Origin of the sequence: Amycolatopsis taiwanensis DSM 45107 (genome assembly GCF_000519205.1) — a bacterium.
In the GTDB taxonomy this organism is placed as follows: Bacteria; Actinomycetota; Actinomycetes; order Mycobacteriales; family Pseudonocardiaceae; genus Amycolatopsis_E; species Amycolatopsis_E taiwanensis.
Genome location: NZ_JAFB01000005.1, coordinates 292,497 through 316,374, shown reverse-complemented (window position 1 = coordinate 316,374; position 23,878 = coordinate 292,497). Strand labels below are relative to the sequence as shown.

Annotated in this window: 21 protein-coding genes; 9 read left to right on the top strand and 12 right to left on the bottom strand. The window is 69.1% G+C overall.

Annotation, left to right across the window (positions count from 1 at the left end; genetic code table 11):
- Positions 1-64: 64 nt before the first annotated feature.
- Positions 65-2,680, bottom strand: a complete 2,616-nt coding sequence (locus tag A3CU_RS43670; RefSeq protein WP_043840659.1) for a transglycosylase domain-containing protein — start codon at positions 2,678-2,680, stop codon at positions 65-67.
- 67 nt (positions 2,681-2,747) lie between these two features.
- Positions 2,748-3,146 (bottom strand): DUF5318 domain-containing protein, encoded by a 399-nt coding sequence (locus A3CU_RS0106400; protein WP_027941580.1) that lies wholly within the window; start codon positions 3,144-3,146, stop codon positions 2,748-2,750.
- Positions 3,147-3,353: 207 nt separating this feature from the next.
- Between A3CU_RS0106400 and A3CU_RS0106395 the strand changes: the two genes are divergently transcribed.
- A complete protein-coding gene (locus A3CU_RS0106395) occupies positions 3,354-3,905 on the top strand; it encodes a PadR family transcriptional regulator (protein WP_027941579.1) in 552 nt (183 codons plus the stop codon).
- 48 nt (positions 3,906-3,953) lie between these two features.
- Positions 3,954-5,045, top strand: coding sequence for an inositol-3-phosphate synthase (locus A3CU_RS0106390; RefSeq protein WP_027941578.1), 1,092 nt, complete (start codon positions 3,954-3,956; stop codon positions 5,043-5,045).
- Positions 5,046-5,166: 121 nt separating this feature from the next.
- Here A3CU_RS0106390 and A3CU_RS0106385 read toward each other — a convergent pair whose 3' ends face one another.
- On the bottom strand, positions 5,167-5,814 hold the full coding sequence (locus A3CU_RS0106385) for an HAD family hydrolase (protein WP_027941577.1): 648 nt from the start codon (positions 5,812-5,814) through the stop codon (positions 5,167-5,169).
- Between the two features lie 145 nt (positions 5,815-5,959).
- The gene (locus A3CU_RS0106380; protein ID WP_027941576.1) at positions 5,960-7,288 is read right to left on the bottom strand and encodes an MFS transporter; all 1,329 of its coding nucleotides are present in this window, start codon (positions 7,286-7,288) and stop codon (positions 5,960-5,962) included.
- 57 nt (positions 7,289-7,345) lie between these two features.
- Between A3CU_RS0106380 and A3CU_RS0106375 the strand changes: the two genes are divergently transcribed.
- Positions 7,346-8,029: an SDR family oxidoreductase gene (locus A3CU_RS0106375; RefSeq protein WP_027941575.1), complete on the top strand. Its 684-nt coding sequence runs from the start codon at positions 7,346-7,348 to the stop codon at positions 8,027-8,029.
- A 248-nt stretch (positions 8,030-8,277) separates the two neighbouring features.
- Here the strand turns inward: A3CU_RS0106375 and A3CU_RS0106370 are convergent, their stop codons facing one another.
- The 3 genes from A3CU_RS0106370 to A3CU_RS0106360 form a co-directional block, all read right to left on the bottom strand.
- Entirely contained in the window at positions 8,278-9,582 is a 1,305-nt protein-coding gene (locus tag A3CU_RS0106370; protein ID WP_027941574.1) for an amidohydrolase family protein, read from the bottom strand.
- A 91-nt stretch (positions 9,583-9,673) separates the two neighbouring features.
- On the bottom strand, positions 9,674-10,324 hold the full coding sequence (locus tag A3CU_RS0106365; RefSeq protein WP_027941573.1) for a response regulator: 651 nt from the start codon (positions 10,322-10,324) through the stop codon (positions 9,674-9,676).
- 94 nt (positions 10,325-10,418) lie between these two features.
- Positions 10,419-12,149 (bottom strand): sensor histidine kinase, encoded by a 1,731-nt coding sequence (locus A3CU_RS0106360; protein ID WP_245616899.1) that lies wholly within the window; start codon positions 12,147-12,149, stop codon positions 10,419-10,421.
- A gap of 110 nt (positions 12,150-12,259) precedes the next feature.
- Between A3CU_RS0106360 and A3CU_RS43665 the strand changes: the two genes are divergently transcribed.
- Positions 12,260-12,982, top strand: a complete 723-nt coding sequence (locus A3CU_RS43665; protein WP_052371510.1) for an ABC transporter ATP-binding protein — start codon at positions 12,260-12,262, stop codon at positions 12,980-12,982.
- On the top strand, positions 12,979-14,925 hold the full coding sequence (locus tag A3CU_RS0106350; RefSeq protein WP_027941571.1) for an FtsX-like permease family protein: 1,947 nt from the start codon (positions 12,979-12,981) through the stop codon (positions 14,923-14,925). Before A3CU_RS43665 ends, A3CU_RS0106350 begins: the two co-directional genes overlap by 4 nt.
- On the opposite strand, the gene A3CU_RS43660 is transcribed toward A3CU_RS0106350, so the two are convergent.
- The 5 genes from A3CU_RS43660 to A3CU_RS0106325 form a co-directional block, all read right to left on the bottom strand.
- Positions 14,888-15,352, bottom strand: coding sequence for a MarR family winged helix-turn-helix transcriptional regulator (locus A3CU_RS43660; protein ID WP_052371490.1), 465 nt, complete (start codon positions 15,350-15,352; stop codon positions 14,888-14,890). The genes A3CU_RS0106350 and A3CU_RS43660 overlap by 38 nt on opposite strands.
- Positions 15,353-15,434: 82 nt before the next feature.
- Positions 15,435-16,154, bottom strand: a complete 720-nt coding sequence (gene trmB / locus A3CU_RS0106340; protein ID WP_027941570.1) for a tRNA (guanosine(46)-N7)-methyltransferase TrmB — start codon at positions 16,152-16,154, stop codon at positions 15,435-15,437.
- 48 nt (positions 16,155-16,202) lie between these two features.
- Positions 16,203-16,706: a hypothetical protein gene (locus A3CU_RS0106335; protein ID WP_027941569.1), complete on the bottom strand. Its 504-nt coding sequence runs from the start codon at positions 16,704-16,706 to the stop codon at positions 16,203-16,205.
- Between the two features lie 409 nt (positions 16,707-17,115).
- Positions 17,116-17,886, bottom strand: coding sequence for an ABC transporter permease (locus A3CU_RS0106330; RefSeq protein WP_027941568.1), 771 nt, complete (start codon positions 17,884-17,886; stop codon positions 17,116-17,118).
- 9 nt (positions 17,887-17,895) lie between these two features.
- Positions 17,896-18,834: an ABC transporter ATP-binding protein gene (locus A3CU_RS0106325; protein ID WP_027941567.1), complete on the bottom strand. Its 939-nt coding sequence runs from the start codon at positions 18,832-18,834 to the stop codon at positions 17,896-17,898.
- Positions 18,835-19,294: 460 nt separating this feature from the next.
- Here A3CU_RS0106325 and A3CU_RS0106320 point away from each other — a divergent pair, with 460 nt between their 5' ends.
- From A3CU_RS0106320 to A3CU_RS0106305, 4 genes are all read left to right on the top strand, one after another.
- Entirely contained in the window at positions 19,295-20,803 is a 1,509-nt protein-coding gene (locus tag A3CU_RS0106320) for a dynamin family protein (RefSeq protein ID WP_084143122.1), read from the top strand.
- A 5-nt stretch (positions 20,804-20,808) separates the two neighbouring features.
- Complete coding sequence (grpE, locus tag A3CU_RS0106315; RefSeq protein ID WP_245616897.1) at positions 20,809-21,219, top strand: nucleotide exchange factor GrpE; 411 nt, start codon at positions 20,809-20,811, stop codon at positions 21,217-21,219.
- Positions 21,216-23,051: a dynamin family protein gene (locus A3CU_RS0106310; protein WP_027941564.1), complete on the top strand. Its 1,836-nt coding sequence runs from the start codon at positions 21,216-21,218 to the stop codon at positions 23,049-23,051. The genes grpE and A3CU_RS0106310 overlap by 4 nt, the downstream gene beginning before the upstream one ends.
- Positions 23,052-23,142: 91 nt before the next feature.
- Positions 23,143-23,829: a hypothetical protein gene (locus A3CU_RS0106305; RefSeq protein WP_027941563.1), complete on the top strand. Its 687-nt coding sequence runs from the start codon at positions 23,143-23,145 to the stop codon at positions 23,827-23,829.
- Positions 23,830-23,878 lie beyond the last annotated feature (49 nt).

Genomic DNA, 23,878 nt, shown 5'->3' with positions numbered 1-23,878 from the left:
GGGTTGCCTGAAAGTGAGGACCGACAACACGTCGGGGCATGTCGGTGGCGAACCACCCGATCGATCAGCCGCTGGAATCCGTGTTGCCGGGTGGGAGGATGATTCCGCCGTTGGGCCTGCTGCTGCTCGGTGGGCTGGTCCTGGTCCTGGTCCTCTCGCTGGACGACGACGGGGTCTCCGGGGACGAGCTCTCGGGCGGTGAAGACGGTGGCGTCGTGGTGTTCGTCGGCGGAGTCGTCGTGGTCACCGTGGAGGTGGTCGCCTGCTCCGGCGTCTTTCCGATCGGCTGAACCGTCGGGAACTTCTCCGCCGGTTTGTCCTTCAGGTAGTTGGTCAGGAATTCCTGCCACATCAGAGCCGGCAGGCCGCTACTGGAGATCGACTTGCCGTTCTTGTCCTTGATCGGCCCAGGAGTCGGCGTACCCACCCAACTCGACACGGCGATGGACGGGGTGTAACCGACCATCCAGACGTCGCTGTTCATTCCGGTGTCCTTGTACTGCTGGGTTCCGGTCTTGCCCGCGCATTCGTGGTTGCTCGGACAAGTCAGCTTGGTGAACCCGATCACCGGCTTCAACGCCGTCGTCACGTTGCCGGCGATCTGCTTGGACTTGTCCTGGCTGTTGGCGAAGGCCGGTTTCGCGTCGGTTGGCGGTTGGTAGACGACCTCCCCGCCCGGGCTCGTGACCTTGGCGACGAAATGCTGGGGGTGACGGGCACCGTCACCGGCGAAGGTCGCGTAGGAGCTGGCCATCTCCAGCGCCGTAGCCCGGGCGGTTCCACCGCCGATGGAGACGTTGGCGTCATGCACGTCGTCCAGGTTGTTGATCCCGGCCTGATTGGCGGCCTTGACCACAGCCTGGTAGCCGAGGCCGTCGTGCTCGGGGGTGCCGTCGTTGTACACCATGCCGTAGAACACGGTGTTGGCGGAGATCTTCATCGCTTCGGCCACCGTGCACTGTTCGGAGCAGCTGTTGGCCGCGCCGGCGTTGGTGACCTTACGTGCCGTGCCGTCGGCGTTCTTGCCGAATTCCTGTGGCGAGGTGCCGTTGTAGGTCTCGCCGAGCCCCTTACCGGTCTGCAACAGGGCGGTAAGGTCGAACGGCTTGAACGACGATCCTGGGTTACGCATGGTGTTCGCCCAGTCCACCTCGTCGACACCAGGCTTGTTCGGCCCCCCGTAGTAGGCCACCACGCCGCCATCCTTCGGCGAGACGGCCACCATGGCTTCTCTCAGCTCGTCCGGTTGGCCCTTCATGATGTCGTTGACGGCCTGCTCCATCTGCTGCTGTGCCTTGGGATCGATGGTGGTGTAGATGTTGTAGCCGCCCGTTTGCAGTCTTTCCTTCGGGTAGCCCGCGTTGGCAAGCTCGTCTTCCACCTGTGCCTGGATGAACGCGTTCGGTCCGCTGATGGCCTGGGCCTTGGCCTGCGACTTCGGTTGCGGCGTCGGGTACTGGGCCGCCTGCCGGTCCGCGGCGGGCAACCAGTTGTACTTGACCATGTTGTCCATCACGTAGTTCCAGCGCCGGGTGGTGTACTCCGTGTTCTCCGACCGGCTCGGCCCCTGGATCAGGCCGGCGAGGAACGCCGCCTCGGACGGGGTGAGCTGCGCGGCGTCCTTGTTGAAGTACACGTGCGCGGCGGCCTGCACGCCATAGGCACCCCGCCCGAAGAAGACGATGTTCAGGTAGCCGGCGATGATCTCGTCCTTGGACTGCGTCCGATTCAGCTTGAAGGACTTGACCAGTTCGGTCGCCTTGCGGGTGAGCGTGTGTTCCTCGTTCTCGGTGGCCTTCTTGATGTACTGCTGCGAAATGGTCGAGCCACCGCCGGTGCCGCCGGTGAAGTTGTTGTAGACCGCGCGGAAGATGCCGGTCAGGTCGAAGCCGCTGTTGGTCTCGAAGGTCGCGTCCTCGGCAGCGTAGGCCGCGTGCTTCATCACTTCCGGGATTTCGCCCGGTTTCAGGATCTGTCGGTTCCCGCTGTCCGGGATGTCCTTGCCCATCACGGTGTTGTCGGCGTAGTAGTACGTCACTACCTGGCTCTGATCGGCCAGCACCTGCTCCGGAGTGGGCACATCCACCAGGAAATAGGCGATCGTGAACGCGGCGGCCGGGATGACCACGCCGAGTCCGGCCATGACATAGAGCGTCCGCCGGACCCGCCGCCAGAGGCGCTTCTTCCGTTGCCGCCGGGTGAGTTCCGGTTTGGCCTTACCTTCGTTGTCGGTCTCGGGCTCGCCGGGATCATCGTCGGCGAACTCGGTCGGCGCATCGATCGGGCCGCTTTCGTACCCGTCGTTCGTATATCCGGCGCTGCCGAGTTCGGTGTGGGTCAGCAGGCTGGGCTCGGGTTCGGGCTCGGTCGGGACCGGCGGGCGGTAGCCGTCGCGCGGCGGACGGTCGGGCGGGGCGCCCTGCGGCCGGCCCGGCTGGCGTGACGGGGGCCGGCGACCGGGCGGCGGCGGGACGCGCCGCTGGGTGCGGTCGGGTTCGGGCCGGCGCGCCGGCCGTTGCTGTTCGTTACCGTTGGGCCACTGCGGTGCGGGACGGCGAGGCGCACGCGGTGGTGCCTCGTTTCCGCCGGGCCACTGCGGTTCGTCACCCGCCGGCCACTGGGCACGGCGCGGCTCATCGGGCTCCTGGCCTGGCCAGGAGCGGTTGTACTGGTCGTTCACGCCTGAGCCTCCCAGACCGGCGGATCGGGGTACGCCGCCCTGTGCTTGTCCGTTCGCACGCCTTCGGTCACTGGCCCGCGGTCTTCTTCGAAGATCCGCGCGGGCTCCCTGTGCCCAGGACGTATGACCGCACCAGGTGGTTCCATGCGCATGCCCGGCAGACCTCCACCACGTAGACGGTGAACTCGCCGAACATCTTCCCCATGCGTGCGAGTTCGGCCGGCGTGCGGGCCGAGCCGGAGGCATGCTGCAACTCGTCTCCGAAGACCCAGGACACCAGGGTGAGGCTGTCCCGACGACAGACCGGGCAGGAAACGTCGCTCGGTTCGCCGTGGAACTTCGCCGCTCTGAGCAGGTACGGGCTGGCGTCGCACACGTCCGCGGTGCCAACCCGACCAGAGCGGACCTCGGCCAGCAGCGCCCGGCGCTGCAGCGCGTAGTCCACTACTTGTCGCTGGTTCCGCACGCTGACAGCGTACGTGCTTGGCCCGGATGGGCGATGGGCTGTTCTGGGTAAAGATTGGGTGGGGCGCCGGCCTACTTTTGGGTAACTTCCTGATGAACTTCCCGGAAGATCACCTCCGTTAGTTTCGCCACTTCGATGTATCAGCCCGATATAATCGGGCGCTAGGGTTGGTAGCCAGGCTGTTTGATCCCGGGAGGGAGGTGCACCGTGCTGGAGTTCGCGATCCTCGGGCTACTGCACGAGGCGCCCATGCACGGCTATGTGCTGCGCAAACGGCTACACGACACGTTCGGCATGTTCCGTACGTTCTCTTACGGCTCGCTGTATCCGACGCTCCGTCGGCTACAGCGGGCGGGCTTCATCGTCGAGGAGGCCGATGAAGCCGCGGAACCGTCCCGGAGCTGGGGCAGGCGCGCGCGAAAGGTGTACAAGCTCACGGCCGAAGGCAAGGAGCACTTCGCCGAGTTGCTCGCCGACGCCGGTCCGCAGACCTGGGACGACGAGGGCTTCGGCGTTCACCTGGCGTTCTTCTCCCGAACTCCGGCCGCGGTCCGGATGCGGATTCTCGAGGGTCGCCGCCGCCGTGTCGAGGAACGTCGCGAAGGTTTGCGCGCCGCACTCGCCAGGGCTGAGGAGAAGATCGACCGATACACCCGTGAGCTGCATCGTCTGGGCTTGGAGAGCAGCGAGCGCGAAGTGCGCTGGCTCAACGAGTTGATCGCGAGTGAGCAAGCCGAACAACGCGGGCTCCAGAACTGAAGCCGCGACGTGAACACCCGTTGACAAATGAGCGAAGGAGAGACCGGCATGGGCGACGACAGCGGCCGCGTGAAGGTGGCCATCGTTGGCGTCGGCAACTGTGCGGCATCGTTGGTACAAGGCGTGCACTACTACCGTGACGCCGACCCCGCGAGCCGCGTGCCCGGGCTGATGCATGTCCGTTTCGGCCAGTATCACGTGCGTGACGTGGAGTTCGTGGCGGCGTTCGATGTCGACGCCAAGAAGGTCGGCAGGGATCTGTCGGAGGCCATCCTCGCCAGCGAGAACAACACGATCAAGATCGCCGACGTACCTCCGCTAGGCATCGCGGTACAGCGCGGGCACACCCTGGACGGGCTCGGCCGGTTCTACCAGGAGACGATCCAGGAATCGGACGAGGCGCCCGTCGACGTCGTCGCCGCGTTGCGTGACTCGGGAGCGCACGTGCTGGTGTCCTACCTGCCGGTGGGCTCGGACGAGGCGCAGAAGTTCTACGCCCAGGCCGCGATCGACGCCGGTGTGGCGTTCGTGAACGCGATCCCGGTGTTCATCGCGTCGAACCCGGAGTGGGCACAGAAGTTCACCGACGCCGGCCTGCCGATCGTCGGTGACGACATCAAGTCCCAGGTCGGCGCCACCATCACGCACCGCGTGCTGGCGAAGTTGTTCGAGGACCGCGGGGTTCAGCTCGACCGCACCATGCAGCTCAACGTGGGCGGCAACATGGACTTCAAGAACATGAAGGAACTCGAGCGGCTGGAGTCGAAGAAGATCTCCAAGACGCAGGCGGTCACCTCCCAGGTCGACCGCGACCTCGGCAAGGCCAACGTGCACGTCGGACCGTCGGACTACGTGCAGTGGCTCGACGACCGGAAATGGGCCTACGTGCGGCTGGAAGGCCGCGCCTTCGGCGACGTCCCGTTGAACCTGGAGTACAAGCTCGAGGTCTGGGACTCGCCGAACTCGGCGGGCATCATCATCGACGCGGTGCGAGCCGCCAAGATCGCGCTCGACCGGGGCATCGGCGGGCCGCTGCTGTCGGCGTCGTCGTACTTCATGAAGTCGCCCCCGGTGCAGTACTCCGACTCCGAAGCTCATGACGCGGTGGAGTCGTTCATCCGCGGCGAGATCGAACGCTGACCCACTGACCGGCTGGTCCGGACTCTTGCGGACCAGCCGGTTCAGCCGCCCCAGGTGGCCAGTGCGCGCGAACCCGATCAGGCCGTGCCAGCTGCCGCGAGCTGGAACGCGCTGACCACCGTCAACCCAGGGCCGACAGGGAACGGGGCAGCTCCCCGATTTCGCCGAGCACTACGGCCGCCTTCGTGAGCACCTCCCCGTCCGGCGGGAAATGCGGGTTCGGCACCGCGAAGACGGTCATCCCCGCAGCCATCGCCGCGCGCAGGCCGTTCGTCGTGTCCTCGACCGCGGCGCAGGACGTGGGCGCCACGCCGAGCCGGCGGGCTGCTTCCAGGTAAACGTCCGGTGCGGGCTTGCCTGCCGGAACCTGCTCGCTCGACACGGCCACCCGCACGGCACCGGTCAACGCCGTCGCGTCGAGGAAAGCGTTGATCAGCACCGGTGGTGAGGAGCTGGCGATCGCCACCGGATATCGCTGCGCGACCGCACGCACGGTGTCCTCGGCGCCGGGCAGGACGGGAGGACCCCCGGCGTAACGGTCGGCCATCCGCTCGATCACGACCTCGGCGATCCGCTCCGGGGTCAGCGCGGCACCGAGCTCTTCGACCAGGTAGCGGGCCCATTCGGGGGTGCTCATGCCCTGCATGGCACGGGTCGCCTCACCCGTCCAGCGACCGCCGTGCTCGGCCACCACCGCCCGGCGAACCTCGTCCCAGGTCTGCTCGGAATCAACCAGCACGCCGTCCAGGTCGAAAATGATCGCGTCCATACCGCGACGCTACCTGGGCTGAATCTTCGGCGGCCGGCGCGCCGATGGGGATGCGGAGACGGACCTCCGGCCCGCCTTCGCATCCCCCATACCTTCGGCCGCGGCGCGCTCAGTGGTCGCCGTGTCCGCTGCTCCGCGCTTCCGGTCAACTTGTGGCTTCGGGCCGGCGCCGGTCCCGCGGCTTGCCACGGAGCACGACGGCGACGACGGCACCGGCGACCATGCAGGCGCCGACGACCCACAGCCCCGTCCGCTGGCTGCCGGTCAGGTCGCGTAACCAGCCGGTGATGTAGGGGGCGGCGAACCCGCTCAGATTCCCCAGCGCGTTGATCAGGGCGATACCGCCCGCGGCGGCGGAACCGGCCAGGAAGTTCGACGGCAGCGCCCAGAACGTCGGCAGCGCGGCGCACACACCGATCGCGCAGATGGTCACCGCGGTCATGGTGAGGTACGGGTTCCCGAGATAAAGCGCGACCGGGATCGCCAGGCCGCCGACGATCATGGGCGCCGCGACGTGCCAGGTCCGCTCGCCCGTGCGGTCACCGTGGCGCGCCCAGGGCACCATGATCAGCGCCCCGATCACGTACGGCACCGCAGTCACCAGCCCGGCCTGCAGCACCGAAAGCTTGGTGCCGAACTGCTCGCCGAAGCCGGCGATGATCGTGGGCAGGAAGAATCCCAACGCGTAGACGCCGTAGACGACCGCGAAGTAGACGAACGCGAGCCCGAGGATCCGGGGATGGGTGAGCGCCTTGCGCAGGGTCCAGCCGTGCTCGGACTCGGTGGCCCGGCGCTCGGCGTCGAGCTGACCCGAGAGCCAGTCGCGTTCCTCGGCGGACAGCCACTTCGCGCGATCCGGCCGGTCGGTCAGGTAGAACCAGGCGACCACGGCCAGCAGGATCGCCGGCACCCCCTCGACCAGGAACATGAAGCGCCAGCCGGACAGCCCCAGCACGCCATGGCCGGCGTTGATCAGCAGGCTGGACAGTGTCGAGCCGATCGCGGTGGATACCGGGATGGCGACCATGAACAGCGCGACCGCCTTCGCGCGCTGCGCCGCCGGGAACCAGTAGGTCAGGTACAGGATGATGCCGGGGAAGAACCCGGCCTCGGCCACCCCGAGGAGGAACCGCAGCACCACCAGGGTCGCCGAGTTCGGCACGAAGGCCATCGCGATGGCCACCACGCCCCAGGTGACCATGATCCGGGCGATCCAGCGGCGCGCGCCGAACCGGTGCAGTGCCAGGTTGCTCGGCACTTCGAGGATGAGATAGCCGATGAAGAAGATTCCCGAGGCGAGCCCGAACGCGGTCGAAGACAGCGCCAGCTCCTTGTTCATCCCGTTGGGACCGGCGAAACCGATGTTGACGCGGTCCAGGTAGTTGACGAAGTACAGCAGCGTCAGGAACGGCATGATCCTGATCGCCACCTTGGCGAGAACTCGGTTGCCCAGCGTGCTTGTCGTCGTTGACATGTCCGAATCACAACCACACGCGCCACGGCGAGTCAAGGATTCCCTTACCGTGGGGATATGACGGAAACGCCCATCGCGCTCGTCACCGGTGCATCGCGCGGTATCGGTGCGGCCGTCGCCCACGTGCTGGAGCCGTCGTATCGGGTCCTGCTCGGTGGCCGCGACGCCGACGCGCTCGCCAAACGCGCCGAGGAGTTGCCGGGGGCCCGGCCGTGGCCGGTGGACCTGACCGACTTCGAGGCGTTAGGGCGGGCCACCGCCGAGATCGACCGGCTCGACGTGCTGGTGCACTGCGCCGGCGTCGCCGAACTCGGCACGGTCGAGCGGTCGGCGCCTTCGGTGTGGCGCCGGAACCTCGAGGTGAACCTGGTCGCGGTGGTCGAGCTGACCCGCCGGCTCCTGCCGGCGCTGCGGGCCGCCCACGGGCACGTGGTGGTGATCAACTCGGGGCAGGGGCTCAGCGCGCGCGAGGGCTGGGGTCCTTACGCGGCAAGCAAGTTCGCCGTACGCGCCTTCGCCGATGTGCTGCGGGCCGAGGAGAACGCCATCCGGGTGACCTCGATCTTCCCCGGCCGGACGGACACCGAGATGCAGCGGGAATTGATCGCCCACGAGGGAAGGGAATACGCGCCGGGCGATTACCTGCGGCCCGACTCGGTCGCGGCCGCGGTCCTCGCCGCGGTGTCGGCCACTCCCGACGCGCACCTCACCGAACTCGTCATCCGCCCCAACCCGCATTAGCGCGAGTCCCCCACTCCCGTACCGCGTGTCCCCCACTCCCGTACCGCGAGTTCCACGTTGCCGTACCGCGAGTTCCACGTTCCGGTAGACGGGAAGGCGGGACTCGCGCGACGGGATTGTGGGACTCACGTGACGGGATTGTGGGACACGCGTGACGGGAACGTGGGACACGCGTGACGGGAAGGTGGGACTCGCGCGACGGGAATGGGGGACTCGCGCGACGGGAAGGTGGGACTCGCGTCGGCAACCTAGGCGCGGAGGCGGGTGGCGGCCTCGCGGACTTCGGCCTGTACCTTCGCCCGGTCCACGCGCACGGGTTCGCCGCCGGCGACCACCCGCTCCCCGGCCACCCACACGTCGGCCACGCAGCGGGAACCGGCGGCCCACACCAGGTTCGCCAGCAGTTGCTCGTCCGGGACGTCCAGCCCGGCCGCGAAGGCGGGATCGTCGGCGTCGACGTGCACGAAATCGGCCCACCGGCCGGGCTCCAGTGCGCCCAGGTCGTCCCGTCCCAGCGCGGCCGCGCCGCCGCGGGTGGCGAGCAGCAGCGCGTCCGGCGCCCGCACCGCGGTCGCGTCCTTTGTGGATAGACGGGCCAGGAGCGCGGAAAGCTGCATCTCCGCCCAGAGATCGAGGTCGTCGTTGCTGGCCGGGCCATCGGTGCCCAGCCCGACCGGCACGGACGCCGCCCGCAACTCGGCCAGCCGGGCGATTCCCGAAGCCAGCTTGGCGTTCGAGCCCGGGCAGTGCGCCACGCCGACGCCGCGTGCGGCGAACAGCGCGATGTCCTCATCGGACAGATGGACCGCGTGCGCGGCGATGACCCGCCCGTCGAGCAGGCCCACCTGGTCCAGCAGGCGCGGCACGGAACCGTACTCCGCCCGCTGCTCGCCGTCCTCGTCCGCCGCCTCGGCCACGTGAATCTGTACCAGTGCGCCGCGCGCCGCCGCGGATTCCCCGGTCAGCCGCAACGCCTCCGGTGGCAGCATGTACGCGGAATGCGGCGCGTAGGAGAGCTCGATCCGCTCGCCGGGCCCGAAGCGCAGCCCGTCGGTGTCGATCCAGCGCTCCGTGGTGGCGATCATCGACCGCCAGTCCAGCCCGGGCAGGCCCATGATCGGCCCGCCGAGCACGGCACGCGCACCGCTGGTCAGCACGGCGTCGGCCATTTCCTCGGCGTGGAAGTACATTTCGGCGCTGGTGGTGACGCCGCCGCGCAGCATTTCCAGCGAACCCAGCAACATCCCCGCCCGCACGTCTTCGGGGCGCAGCCGGACCTCCGCGGGCCAGATGATCTCGTTGAGCCAGCGCAGCAACGGCAGGTCGCCGCCCATTCCCCGCAGCAGCGTCATCGGGCTGTGCGCGTGCGTGTTCACCAGGCCCGGCAACAGGATGCCCGGGAGTTCGGTCACCAGCGCGTCCCACTGGGGCGCGTCGGCGGCCGGCCCGCAGTAGGTGATCCGCCCGTCCCGCACGTCCACCACGCCGTCGCGGATCACCGAACAGGCGGTGTCGCAGGGGAGGATGATCGGTGCGCTGAACCGACGTGACATCCGCCGATCCTAGCCACGTCTCGGTACCGGCCCGGCGCCCAGCCCGGCAACGCCGATCCGCGTTGCTCTCGTCAGTGGAAGCCCGAGACCGCTAGCCGTCCATCAGCCCACTGCGCCAGGCCCAGGCCGCGATCTCGACCCGGTTGCGCGCGCCGACCTTGCTTTGCACGGAAGCCAGGTGGGTTTTCACCGTGGACAGCGACAGGTACAGCTCGGCGCCGATCTCGTTGTTGGTCAGGCCGCGTGCCGTCGCGCGGACCACGTCGAGTTCGCGAGCGGTCAACGGTTCCTTGGGCGCGTTCACGTCCCGCTTCGCGGCCCCGTCGAAATGCTTGAGCAGCCGCACGGTGATCTGCGGCGAGACCAGCGCGTCGCCTCGATGCGCCGCCCGGACCGCTTCGATCAGCAGCGCGGGCCCGGCATCCTTAAGGAGGAAGCCGCTCGCGCCGTTGCGCAACGCGGTGTGCACGTACTCGTCGAGGTCGAAGGTGGTCACCACGACCACCTTGCACGGGTCGGCCACGCCGGGCCCGGCGAGCTGCTTGGTGACCTGCAGGCCGTCGAGCCCGGGCATCCGTATGTCCAAGAGGCAGACGTCGGGACGCAACTCGCGCGCCTTGCTGACCGCCGTGACGCCGTCGGGGACGTCGGCGATCACCTCGATGTCGTCCTGGGTGTCGAGGATCATGCGGAACCCGGTGCGCACCATGGCCTGGTCATCCGCGATGAGCACCCGGATCATCCGGCTCCTTCCGCTCGTTCGGTACCTGCCTGGGTCGGGCCATCATTCCGTACTGCTGAAGAACCTGTGCGCCAGGCCATGATCCGAACCACACTCATTCCACAGTGGACGCTTCGAGGGGCAGCCACGCCTCGACGAGCCAGCCTCCGGGAACCGGACCGGCGACCAGCCGGCCGTGCAGCAGTTCGACGCGCTCGCGCATGCCGACCAGGCCGTATCCCCCGCTTCGCCAGCTGCCCTGGCCCTCGCCCGGTGGCGGACCACCGGGCTTCCCGTCGTTCTGCACCTTCAGGTGCAACTCTCCCCCGACGACCTCCGCCAGCACCCAGACGCAGGTCACGCCGGTCGCGTGTTTGCCGACGTTGGTCAGCGACTCCTGCACCAGGCGCAATGCCGACCGCCCCACCTCCTGCGGCACGCCGCCGGGCAGCCGCAGGGCGACCTCGGTGCGCACGCCGTGATGGCCGTCCTCGACGAGCCGCCGCAGGTCGGCGGCCAGGTCGGTGGTGGCCTGCTGGGTGTCCTCGGCATGCGAGCGCATGCTGCGGACCAGGCGGCGCATCGCGGTGAGCGCACCCGTCCCGGCTTCCTCGATTCGATCCAGCGCCTCCAGCGCCAGCGCCGGATTCTGCGCTCCCGTCAGCTTCGCCGCCTGTGCCTGCACCACGATCCCGGTCACGTGGTGGGCGACCACGTCGTGCAGTTCACGCGCGAGCGCCATGCGTTCGGAGGTCTGTGCTTCGGTCACCGCGGCCTCGACCACCCGGGCCCGTTCGGAGTCGCGGGCCCGCAGGTACAGCCCGATCGCGACGGCCATCCCGAGCAGCAGCAGACCGGCGGCGAACAGGGTGCGCAGGCTACCCAGCGAGCCGCCGTCGGCCAGTTCGTCGATTGCGGAAGTGACTCCGACCGCGGCCGACAGCACGGCGATCACCGGCCAGGACCGGACGACCGCCACGTGCCGGACGAGGTGGACGACCGCCACCAGGCCGGCGACTATCTCGATGAGCAGCAGGGGCTGACTAGCGAAGCTCAAGTGCCGTCCGGCGAACACGGCGGCGGGACCGGAAGCCAGGATCACCCCCGCCAGGCCGAGCCCGGCACGCAGCGGGTGCCTGGTGGTCAGCACCGCGGTCGCGGCGGCGGCCACCGCGCACAGCGCCAGCGGGAAGGCGCGCACCCCGATGGTGAGCAGACGGTAGAGGTCCAGGAACAGCGGGAGGCAGAGTGCGCCGGTCAGCGGCCATTGGTCACGCAGCAGGCCGGCCAGGCCGGTGGGTTTGCGCGGCTCGCCGTGTTTGCGGAAGCGCATGCCCGTGACGATCACCGCGACGAGCAGGACCAGACCCAACAGCAAGGTCGGGACCAGGTCCCTGCCGAGGTACCCGCCGTGCGGCCGGCGGACGACCGCGAACAGGCTCGTGACCACCAGAGACGACACGGCGAAGAAGGCCACCGGCACGCTGGACCGGCTCACGCAGAAGAACGCCAGTTCCAGGCCGGCGACGGTCTCGCTCAGCGAGAGGTTGCTGAGCAGGGCCGAATAGGCGCTCGCATCGGTGACGCTGATCAGCATGGTCGACGCGACGAGCACGCCGGACGCGGCGAACGCGGCTTCCGCCGGCCGTTTCCGGGCCCACAGGGCGCACCCGCAGATCGCGAAGATGCCCGGCAGGAGCAGCAGATCCCGGCCCTTCGGACCGACGTTGTCGAACGCCGCCGGGAGCACGATCAGCAGGTCGCCCAGCAGCGCGGCGAGCAGCACCGTGCCTTCGAGTCCCAGCCACCGCCAGGCCGCGAGCAACCGCTCCGAGTCGATCCGCACAACGCGACGGTAGAGGACGTCCACCCCGGTCCGGTCCTGGCCGTCCAGCCAGTCCGGATCGGCCGGATGGCCGATCCGAGCCGGTAGGGCTCGCTGTGAAGGTGCTGGACATGACTCAGGAGTGGAACACCCACGGGCTGCTTTCCGGCCGAGGGCTGAGAAAACAGTACGGAACGCAGGATGCGCTGGCCGGGGTGGACATCGACGTCCAGCCGGGCGAGGCGGTGGCCATCGTCGGCCCTTCGGGCTCCGGCAAGACCACGCTGCTGCACGCGCTGGCCGGCATCATCCGGCCCGACGCGGGTGAGATCCGCCTGGCCGGGGCGCGCATCGATCACCTTTCCGAGAAGAAGCGCAGTGAACTGCGCCGCCGGGAGTTCGGATTCGTGTTCCAGTCGGGCCTGCTCGTCGCCGAACTCACCGCCGAGGAGAACGTCGCGTTGCCGATGCTGCTCGACGGCGTCCGGCGTGGTCAGGCGATCGCCGCGGCCCGGGAATGGCTGGACCGGCTGGGCCTGCGTGGCCGGGAAGGCAGCCGCCCCGGCGAGCTGTCCGGCGGCCAGGCGCAGCGCGTCGCCATCGCGCGGGCGCTCACCCATCGACCCAAGATCATCTTCGCCGACGAGCCGACCGGCGCGCTGGACACCCGGACCGGCCGGGACACCATGCGGGCCATGCTCGCGGCGGCGGCCGACGCCGGCGCGTCCGTGCTCATCGTGACCCACGACCACGAGCTCGCCGCTTCGCTGCCACGCACGATCGTGATCCGTGACGGCCGCATCGCGACCGAGACTGAGCCGGTCGCGCGCGAACTCGCGGAGGAACCAGCGTGAATCCCGTCCGGTTCGCGTTCCGGGTGTTGCGCGGCGACCGGCGCACCCGGACCTCCAGCCTGCTCACCGTGGTCGGCGTGGCGGTCGCCACGGGGCTGGTGCTGCTGCTGGCGAGTCTGCCGTCCGCGGCCGGGCAGCGCGCGCAACGCTCGTACTGGCAGGAGCCGCACAACCTCGGCGGAAACGCAGGGGCCAAGACCATGCTGGTCGACGCCACCAACGATTTGAGCAACGGGGACCAGATCACCGTGGTGAACGTGGCGCCCACCGTCGATCCGGCGACGATCGGTCTGCCCGCGGGCGTACCGGCACTGCCCGGGCCGGGCGAGGTGGTGGTCTCGCCCGCGCTGTTCGAACGGATGCATGCGCTGCCCGCGGCCCAGCTCGCCGACCGCTTTCCCGACCACGTCGTGGGCACCCTCTCCGACGCCGCGCTGGCATATCCGGACCAGCTCGTGGCGCTGGTCGGGTACACGCCGGACACCCTGCCCGGGGCCCACCAGATGGCCGTGGCCGGATTCGGCAGCGCCCAGGGCGCCCACGCGGACCCCGGGCTGAAGTTCCTCGCCGGGATCGGCATGGTCGTGCTGCTGGTGCCGAGCCTGGTGCTGGTCGCGTCGTCGTCCCGGCTGACCGCGGCCAGCCGGGAACGGCGGCTCGCCGCGTTACGCCTCGCAGGCGCCACTCCCGGCCAGGTGACCGGCATGGTGGCGACGGAAACCGGCATCGCCGCGATCGTCGGTGCGCTGCTCGGTGTGGCGGTGAGCCCGTTGCTGGACCGGCTCGCGGCGCTGGTTCCGTGGGGCGGTGGCACCTGGCTGCCGGGCGACTTCCGGCTCCCGCTGGTCACCACGGTGCTGTTGGCCGCCGGGATCGTGGTGCTGGTGCTGCTGGCCGCGGTGCTCGGCCTGCGGCGGGTGGTGGCCAACCCGGTCGGTGCGGTCAGCGCCCACACCCCGAAGCCGTTGCGCGCCTGGCGCCTGCTGGCGGTGCCGGTCTCGCTGGCGGTCTTCGCCTACGCCGTGCTCGACCACCACGCCGGCTTCGAGCTGTTGCTGCTCGGGCTCGCCATGGTCATCGGCTCCGCGGTGGTGGTCGGTCCGTGGCTGACCTTCGCGGTGGGCGCGATCTTCGTGCGAGCCTGGCGGCGGCCGTCGGGACTGCTCGCCGGCCGGCGGCTGCGGGACGACCCGCGCGGCGCCTACCGGGCCTCGGCCGGTGTGGTGCTCGCGGTGTTCGTCGGTTCGATGGCGCTGACCCTGATGCCGAGCTTCTCGGGTATGGCCGGTGCCCCCGGTGATGGGGACTCGGCGATCAGCGTGCACACCGAGACCGAGGCCGGACCGTTGCTGGCGCCGATCAACGCCGAACTCGCGCGCTACCACCAGACCGAGCGGGCGGTCCTCAGCGGAGAAAACGAGATCACCGTCCACACCGATCCGGCCGACCACGAGGTGATCCGGACCGCGCTGATCCGCGCCACCGCGGGCCAGGCGTCCCTGTTCAGCCGATCGGATTACCTGGCGTATCAGGGGGACGAGCTGACGGACCTGCGGCGTGTGACGGTGATCGGCCTGGTCACGGCGGCCCTGCTCGCCGGTTGCAGCGTGGCGATCGCGACCGCGGGCTCGGTGCTGGACCGCCGCCGGACCTTCGGGCCGCTGATGGCCGCCGGCACCGGAGTACGGGTGCTTTCCCGCGCGCTTCGTGCGGAGGCCGCGATACCGGCGCTGGTGGCCACGATCGGCGCGGGCGGGGCGGGAGTGGCGGTCGGGCTCGGCCTGTTCGCCGTCGCGACCCGGGGACGCGAGTCGGCGACCGCCGTGCTCACCCCCTGGCTAGCGGCGCCGGTCGTGCTCGGGCTCGGCGTCGCCGTGCTCGCGGCCCTGGTCTGCACGCCTGCGCTCAAGCGAATTCAGGCGGAGCCGCTCTCAGACGAGTAGGGAGCGGGCCGGTGAGGCGCTGCGTGCACAGCCGCAAGGCTTGCCGCAGCGCCTCGACCTGGTCTTCGTCGAGGTCGGCGAGCATCTGGCGCTCTATCTCGTCCACCTCGTGGTCGGTGTCGATCAGCTTCGCCATTCCGAACTCGGTCAGGCGGAGGCTCAGCACCCGGCGGTTGCCATCGGATGGCGTGCGCGTGACCAGCCCCTGACGTTCGAGCTTGGTCATCAGCTCCTGCATGGTCTGTGCGCTGACGAACGAGCGCCGCGCCAGCTGCGCCGACGACTGGCCGGGCTGTCGTCTCAGCGCCGTCAACGCCGTGTACTGCACGACGGTCAGGCCGTGCGGGCGCATCGCCGAGTCCAGCCGCCCCCGCACGGCCAACTCGAGCCGTTTCACCAAATAGGCCGTTCTTTCCCCGCTCACCATTAATAGGCTAGCAGGCCGGTTTAACCCAGATCACGCAAGTAATCCGGGGTGTTATTGTCGTTATGTCAATCAAAGTGTGTATTTAATGCCGGCTACCGGACTTCACGGGCAGCCGTTCGAAGATCAGGTCGCGGCTGACCCGGCCTTCCTCATTCGCGCGCTGTTCGAACTTGGTGATGGGACGCCAGCCCGGCCGTGGTGCCCAGTCGGGGAACCGGTTACGCAGTGTGGACTCGGCCGCGCAGACCGCCAGCATCTGTTCGGCATAGTGCTCCCAGTCCGTGGCCAGGTGGAGGATCCCGCCGGGAGCGATCCGCGAGGACAGCAGGCGGATGAACTCCGGCTGGATCAGCCGGCGCTTGTGGTGCCGCTTCTTCGGCCACGGGTCGGGGAAGAAGATCCGCACACCCGACAGCGAGTCGGGCGCGACATGCTCGGTGAGCAGCAGTACGGCGTCACCGTGGAGAAGGCGAAGGTTGTCCAGAGCGAGCCGCTCGGTACGCAGCATCAGCTGGCCGAGCCCGGCCTCGTACACCTCCACCGCGACGTAGTTGACCTCCGGCTCGGCCGCCGCGAGCTGCGCGGTGGTCTCCCCCATGCCGGAACCGATCTCCAGCAGCACCGGCGCCGACCGGCCGAACCACTCGGCGAAATCGATCGGGCCCGGTGCCAGTTCGGACACCTCACGGCCCAGTTCGGGCCACAGCTCTTCCCAGGCACGCTGCTGGCCGACGGTCATCCGGCCGCCCCGCTGCACGTAGCTGACCACGCTGCGTAGGCGTGGCTGCTGATCGCTCTTCACACTCCCAAGGTAACCGTGGGCCAGCACCATCCAGCCGGGGCCCGCGCGTCAGCGAACGGCCTCGAACTCACCCAGCCGGGACCGCAGCCCGGCCAGGCCGGCCACCTGGATCGGCGCCGGGGTGCGGCCGCTGTGTGCGGGCAGCACGTCGATCCAGCCGTCGTGGCGGCTGGTGTTCAGGATGGTGGTCGGGATCCGGTGCCCGGATCTGCCCTGCTCGGAGGGCATGAACTCCCAGTACCCGGACTCGCCGTCCGCGGCCCACGGCACGAACACCCAGCCCGGGCGCCGGGCGAGCAACTGCGCCATCCGGTCCTCGATCCGAAAGCCGGTGTCCCGGTCTTCGAGCCGGCCTTCGGCCAGCGCCCGCAGCCACCACGGCGCGGGCACGGGTTCTCCTTCGGCCGAGACCGCACGGAACAGTGCGACCACGTCTCGTTCGGGAGCGTGATGGACCCAGGCGCGCCGCAATTCCGACGGCTTGGTCGCCATCCCGGTGTCGCGCGGCAGTTCGATGGCCTGCGACCACCGCAGCAGGTCCAACGGCTCCACGACGGGAGGCCACGGATCATGGTGCGGAAATGTTGTGTCGATTCCTCGTCCGATATCCGCTGCCAAGGGAGGTCACCTCCGAACTTCGGTTTCCATATTCCCTGGTCAGCGCTGGTCTGTCAGGTTTGTGTGAGGGTGGCCACAAATGCTTTACGAGGTTTTAACGGTGTCGCTACCCGGGCGGTTCGTTGATTAATCCATTGAACGGCGTTTTTGCCTGCCGTGGTGGTGGCCAGTGGGTCATCGAGAGGTCACTCGGGGCTATCCGTGGCGGCCGAAATTAAAGACCCGGGCCACCCCCCGAATTTGGCGGCCCGGGTCTTTTTATTCCCCTTCTCCGGCGACCTGCGCCCCGAATTTGCAAATTCGCCGGAGTGTCCCCTGTGGAACGTTTACAATATTTACTCGGTCAGGCGTCCCGTTTCTTCGCGGCGCCGATGGCCACGGCCAGCAGAACGAGAGCGATGCCGGCGAAATAGGCCAGCGACCACCCTTGGCTCAGCTCGGCGGTGGACAACGGCGGGCCCGCCAGTGCGTTGCGCCCGGCGTTGGACGCCCCGTCCCCGGTCAGGAACTTCTGCGCGACGTTGAACGGCAGCCACTCGTAGATCTTCGGGCCGACGGTCGGGATGAGCCGGATCAGGCTCTCCACGGCGAGCGCGTAGATCAGGACCAGTGCGATCGCCCCGGCGCTGTGCCGGACCAGGATGCCGACCGCCACCGCGATCACCGCGGCCAGCGCGTAAACCGCGCCCACTCCGGCCACGTTGATCCAGTCCGCGGAGCTGTTGAGGGCGAGATCGGCGTTGGGCTTGATCAGCAGGCTCACGCCCCAGGAACCGAACGCGCTGAGCTCACCGATGACCAGCGCCAGCGCGGCGACCACGGCGGTCTTGGCGATCAGCACCGCGACCCGGTTCGGCACCGCCTGGAACGTGGTGCGGATCGTGGAGAAGCGGTATTCGGTGGTCACCGAAAGCGCGGCCAGCACCATCACGACGGCCATGCCGAAGTTCGCGCCGAACTGGGTGGAGGCCACCGTCGCGGTGAACTCGGTGTCGGTGGAGGTGCCCACCATGAGCGCGGCGAACCCGATGGTCAGGGCCAGCGCGATCAGGGCGCACCACCAGGGCGAGCGCGTGGTCAAGAGCTTGATGCGCTCAACTGCGAGCAGAGTCATGGTCTCCCCTTAGCGAGTCGGCTCGAGCACGTGGCGGGCTTCGGCCTCGAGTTCGGTGTGGTACTCGACGGCGTCCCCGGTCATCTGCATGAAGGCCTGCTCCAGCGAGCCGGTGCGCGGGCTGAGCTCGTGCAGCACGATCCCGTTGGCGGCGGCCAGTTCGCCGATCCTGTCGCTGTCCATGCCGGAGACCTCGATGCCACCGTCCTCATCGGTGATGGTGGCGCTGGCGTGCTGCAGCACGACCCGGAGCTGGTCGAGTTGCGGGCTGCGGACCTTCACCGTGACCTCCGTCGCCCTGGCCACGAATTCCTTCGTGCTGGACTGTGCGATCAGCTGCCCCTTGCCGATCACCACCAGCTCGGAGGCCGTCAGCGCCATCTCGGAGAGCAGGTGGCTGGACACGAAGACGGTCCGGCCCTCGTCCGCCAGGCGGTGCATGAACTGGCGGATCCACAGGATGCCCTCGGGATCCAGACCGTTGACCGGCTCGTCGAACAGCAGTACCTCGGGATCACCGAGCAACGCCCCGGCGATGCCGAGCCGCTGGGACATGCCGAGCGAGAACCCGCCGGCGCGCTTGCCGGCCACGCTGGTCAGCCCGACGGCGTCGAGCACCTCGTCCACCCGGCTGACCGGGATCTTGTTGGACACCGCCATCCACTTCAGGTGCGCGCGGGCCGACCGGTTCGGGTGCACCCACTTCGCGTCGAGCAGGGCCCCGATCTTGCGGAGCGGGTGCTTGAGCTCCTGGTAGCGCCGGCCGTCGATGCGCACCGTGCCGGAGGTCGGGTTGTCCAGCCCCAGGATCATCCGCATGGTGGTGGACTTGCCGGCGCCGTTGGGGCCGAGGAAGCCGGTGACCTTGCCCGGCGCGACGCTGAAGGACAGGTCGTTCACGGCCAGTGTCTTGCCGTACCTCTTCGTGAGGCCGCTTGCCTCGATCATGCTTGCTCCCTGGTCGAGCCTGTGGTTCCCCTGCTGCCTGAAATCTCGCGGCCGGTCGTGACCCCGTGCGCCCCCGACGGGTCGAAGTCGATCGTCCGCGAGTCTGGCTTCGTTCGCGCCCGGTGGTAGCTTCCCGCGTCCCGCGGCGCTGCGCGATCGGTGATGACCCTGAGTGGCCCCTGACCTTTTGAGCCCGTTCTTGTCAGGGGTGCTCCCTATCGTACCGATCATGACTGGCGAGCTGACCGGGAAGACCGCGGTCGTCACAGGGGCGACCAGGGGATGCGGCCGCGTCGATCCGGCGCCGTTCCGGTGACGATTATCGAAAATCGCTTTCAACAGCCCGGGTTCACCAGCGCCGGCCACCTTCATTAGGTCCTTGACCGGAGTTCTGGCAGGATTTCACCCGAAAGGAGGGGGCGACGTGACGGACCCGGGCCGCCTGGCTGGCCCGCTGTCGATGTCGGTGGCGAACCTGTGCCGACGGTTGCAGCCGCAGGTTTCGGCCCGTACCGCGGCGGGGTTCGCCGAGGTGATGCGCCGCCTGTCCGCGCCCTTACAGGTGGCCGTCGCCGGGCGCATCAAGTCCGGCAAGTCCACTCTGGTCAACGCGCTGATCGGGCGCCGGGTCGCGCCGACCGACGTCGGCGAGTGCACCCGCCTGGTCACGCGCTTCCAGTACGGCACGGTGGACCGCATCGAAGTGGTCTTCACCAGTGGCCGCAAGCAGGTGCTGCCCTTCGCCGCCGACGGCACGATCCCCGCCGACCTGGGTGGCGCGGACATCTCCGAGGTCTCGCACATCGAGGCGTACCTGACCAACGCCGTCCTGGAAGACATGACGGTGATCGACACCCCCGGCCTCGGCTCCCTCGACGCCGCGTCCGTGTCGCGAACCGAGGAACTGCTGGGCGCCGCCAAGCAGGGCGAGGGCTCCGACGAACTCGACGACACCTCGCGCAACGCGGTCGCGGGTGCGGAGGCCGTGCTTTACGTTGTCACACAGGGCGTTCGCGCCGACGACCACCAGGCGCTCGCCGCGTTCACCGCCGCGACCGCGAGCCGTGAGGCGGGCCCGGTCAACGCGATCGCCGTGCTCAACAAGGCCGACACGATCGCCCCGGAGTCGGTGCAGGGCGCGGAAAACGACGTGTGGAAGGCCGCGACCATCCTGGCCGAGAAACAGGCCGCGCTGCTGAAGCCGCGGGTCGCCGACGTGCTGCCGGTGATCGGCCTGATCGCCGAGTCGGCCGAGTCCGGCGGGTTCACCTCGGCCGACTTCGATGCGCTCCGCCAGATGTCCAAACTGGACGATCCGACCCTGGAGACGATGTTCGTCGCGGCCGACATCTTCACCAGCTGGGACTGCGAGGTGCCGGCGGGCACCAGGGTGCGGCTGCTGGAACGCCTCGACCTCTACGGGATTCGCCGGGCGATCGAGGCGATCCGGGCCGAACCCGAGATCACCGCGGGTGCGTTGCGCCGCCTGCTGCTGGAGGCTTCCGGCCTGGCCGCGGTGCGGGCTCGGCTGAACGTGGTGTTCGCCGCCCGCGCGGACGGAATCAAGGCCGCGGCGGCGCTCGCGTCGGTGACCGCGCTCGCGCACGCCTCGGGCGACCCGGCCGAGCGGCAGCGCGTGCACGACGCGATCGAAGTGCTGCTGGCCAAACCCGAGGCACACCAGCTTCGGCTGCTCGAAGCGCTGACCCTGGTGGTGGCCGGCGCGGTGGACATGCCGGAGGATCTGGCCGAGGAGGTACTGCGGGTCGGCAGCAACGCCGAGGTCGCCGACCAGTTGGGCATGCCCGGCGGCAGTCGCGAGGACCTCGCCGCGCACGCCCTCGAACGAGCCGGGTGGTGGCGCTCGTTCGCGTCGTTCGGAGCGACGCCCGCCCAGGGCCGGGTGGCGCACGTGGTGCACCGGGCATACTTCCTTATCTGGCAACAACTGCGCGAGAACCGGGGGTGAGCGAAGTGGACGACTTGCCGACCGGGCCCATTCCCGCGGCGACCCTGACCAAGATCATCGAGGAGGCCGGCGGAACCGGCGTGCCGGCCGGGGAGTCCGAACGGGACGTGAATGCCGCTTTGACGCGGGCGCTTGCGGACCGGCAGCTGCTGATCCAGCTCTGCCTGTACGCGCTGGATCGCGCCCGCAGCGGCGGCGTGGTCGAGCGCATCGAACAGGGGCTGGCCGGGATCGGGGTGGTCGCCCTCCGGCCGGACGGGCAGCGGTTCGATCCGGCGGTGCACGAGGCCGCCGGCGCCGTCGAGACCGACGATCCGGCGCTGGACGGACTGGTCGCCGAGACGGAGGTGGTCGGGTTCGCCGACCACGAGCGGCTGCTGCGTGCGCCCGTGGTGATGGTGTACAAGAAGCGATGACTCCGCCGGTGCTCTCCGCGCTGCCCGCCCAGGTCAGCCAGGCCAGGGCGGCGTTGCTCGCCCAGTTGCGCGAGGCGGACCCGCAGGCGGCCAAGTGGGTCGAGGACATCCGCCGCACGCGGCCGAAGAAGCCCTCCGTGGTCGTGGTGGGCGAGACCAACCGCGGCAAGAGCTCGCTGGTGAACGCGCTGCTCGCGATGCCCGGTCTGTCCCCTGTGGACGCCGATGTGGCCACCGGCACGTACCTGGTCTTCGACCACGCCGACGACTGGGGTGCGCAGGCGTGCTATCCGGGCCAGCTCGCGCCGGTCGCGATCGGCCTCGACGAGCTCACGCGGTGGGTCTCGGTGTCACGGGAGCTGCCCGAGGGGCAGCTTCCGCCGCGCTATGTCGAGGTCACCGGCCCGGTCCCGATCCTGGCCCGGCTGTCTATTGTGGACACGCCAGGGGTCGGTGGGCTGAGCTCGATGCACGGCGAGCTCGCCATGGAAGCGGCCGCCAACGCCACCGCGCTGCTGTTCGTCGTCGACGCGTCGTCCCCGTTCACCTCCGGGGAGCTGGAGTTCCTGCGGAAGATGGGCGACCGCGTCGAGACGGTGCTTTTCGCGCTGTCGAAGACCGATCAGTTCCGTGGCTGGCGCACGGTGCTCGAAGCCGACCGCGAGCTGCTGTCCGAGCACGCCCCCCGGTTCGCCGACGCGGTCTTTCATCCGGTGTCGGCCCGGATGTTCGAGATGGCCGCGAAGGCGCCGACCGAGCAGGCGGCGGCGATGATGCGCGAGCACTCCGGCGTGATCGCGCTGCAGTCGGCCATGCAGGAGTTGCTGGTCGGCCGTTCCGCGATGCTCGGTGAGGCGAACACGCTGCGGGCGTTGTCGAGTGCTTTCGCCGAACGGCAGGCGGTGCTCAGTGCGGAACAGCGGGCGCTCTCGACGGGTGAGGCCGAGGCGGAGGCGCTGCGGGACCGGCGCGACCAGCTGGCCTCCGATCGCCGGTCCGCCACCCGCGGCTGGCAGCTGAAGCTGCGTGGCGAGATCCAGCGGGCGCGGGTCGACCTCGTGCACGAGTCGTCCCGCCAGATGCGCGACGCGCAGTCGTATTTCCGGCAGCGGATCGAGGCCGCCAAACGCGATCAGCTCGCCGAGCTTCCGCAACAGGTCGACGCGGCACTGCAGATGATTTCGCAGCGCGTGTCGGGGACCATGGCGCACCGCCTCAACCGGGTCACCGAGGTGGCGCTGGCCGAGCTGTTCTCCGCCGAGGAACTCGACATCATCCGCGCGCAGTTCCTGCGCACGGGCGGCCCGCAGGTGATCATCCGGCCGCCGGACAAGAGGCCGCCGACACCAGAGGACAAGCTGCTGGTGTTCATGGGCGTGTCCGGTGGCGTCGGCGCGGGCAAGATCGCCGCGCTGCCGCTGGCCGGGGTGGCGGTGCTGAATCCGATCGTGCTGCCCGCGACGATCGTGATCGGTCTCGGCGCGGGCTGGTGGATGGCCCGCACGCGCAAACACGCGGCGGGCAAGCAACATCTCAAGCAGTGGCTGGTCGAGTCGATCGCCGACGCCAGGTCGACCCTGGACCAGCTGGTCGCCGAGCAGTTGATCGAGGCCGAGCAACAGCTTTCCCTCGCCTTGGACGACGCACTGGCCCGGCGGATCGAGGCGATCGAGGCCGAGCTGAAGGAAGTCGACAAAACGATAAAGATGGACGCGCAGGAACGGGCGAAGAGCCTGGCCTCGGTCACCCGGCGGATCAAGGAGGCGGCCGATGCGGCCGAGCGCGCCGAATCGCTGCTCGCCCGCATCCGCACCCTGCGCGACCAGGGGTAAGCCGGTTGTGGTCTGGAACCGAACCGGCATACGGTGAGTCATAGAAGAAACGACACCGGCACCTAGCGGCCAAAGAGTGGGGAGTTTCGGCGTGTGGATCGACGACAGCGGCTCAGCGACGGAGGCCAGTAACACCACCGGCCACGACGGCGAGATGGAGATCACCGTCGACGGCCAGACCTACACCGCCGAAGAGACCATGGACCTCAACCACGACGGGGTCTACGACACCGTCCGCCTGGACAACGCGGACGGCACGATCACCGCTTACACGGACACCAACGGCGACGGCCACGCCGATCTGTACATCCACACCGACACCGAGGGCAACGTGGTCCAGGAGGCCACGTACGACGACTCGACCGGTGACTGGGTCGCTTCGGATGGGGATCCCGGTAGTGGGCACCAAACCGACACCGCGCATGCCGGCAGCATCGTCGCGGACACCTCGGACGGCCAGGTGGATGTCGGGCCGGCGACGGTGGATTCCAACAACGACGGCACGGCGGACACCGCGGTGGTGACCGACTCGCAGGGCAACACCATCCTGTTCACCGATGTCGACGGCGACGGGAAGGCCGATATCGAAACGGTCGTGACGCCGACCGGGGAGTCCCACACCTACCAGCACACCGGGCCGGGGCAGTGGACCGAGACGACCGGCAGCAGCGGGGTCTCCGCCGACAGCGACCACCTGTGGGGTGGCTCCGGCTACCAGCACGTCGAGGGCGTCGCGAAGATTGATTCCGTGACGGGGCAGTGGATTTCACAGAACTGACAAAAGCCCCAAGTCGCCGTCGATGAACGGCCACCAGGCCGAGGCCGCC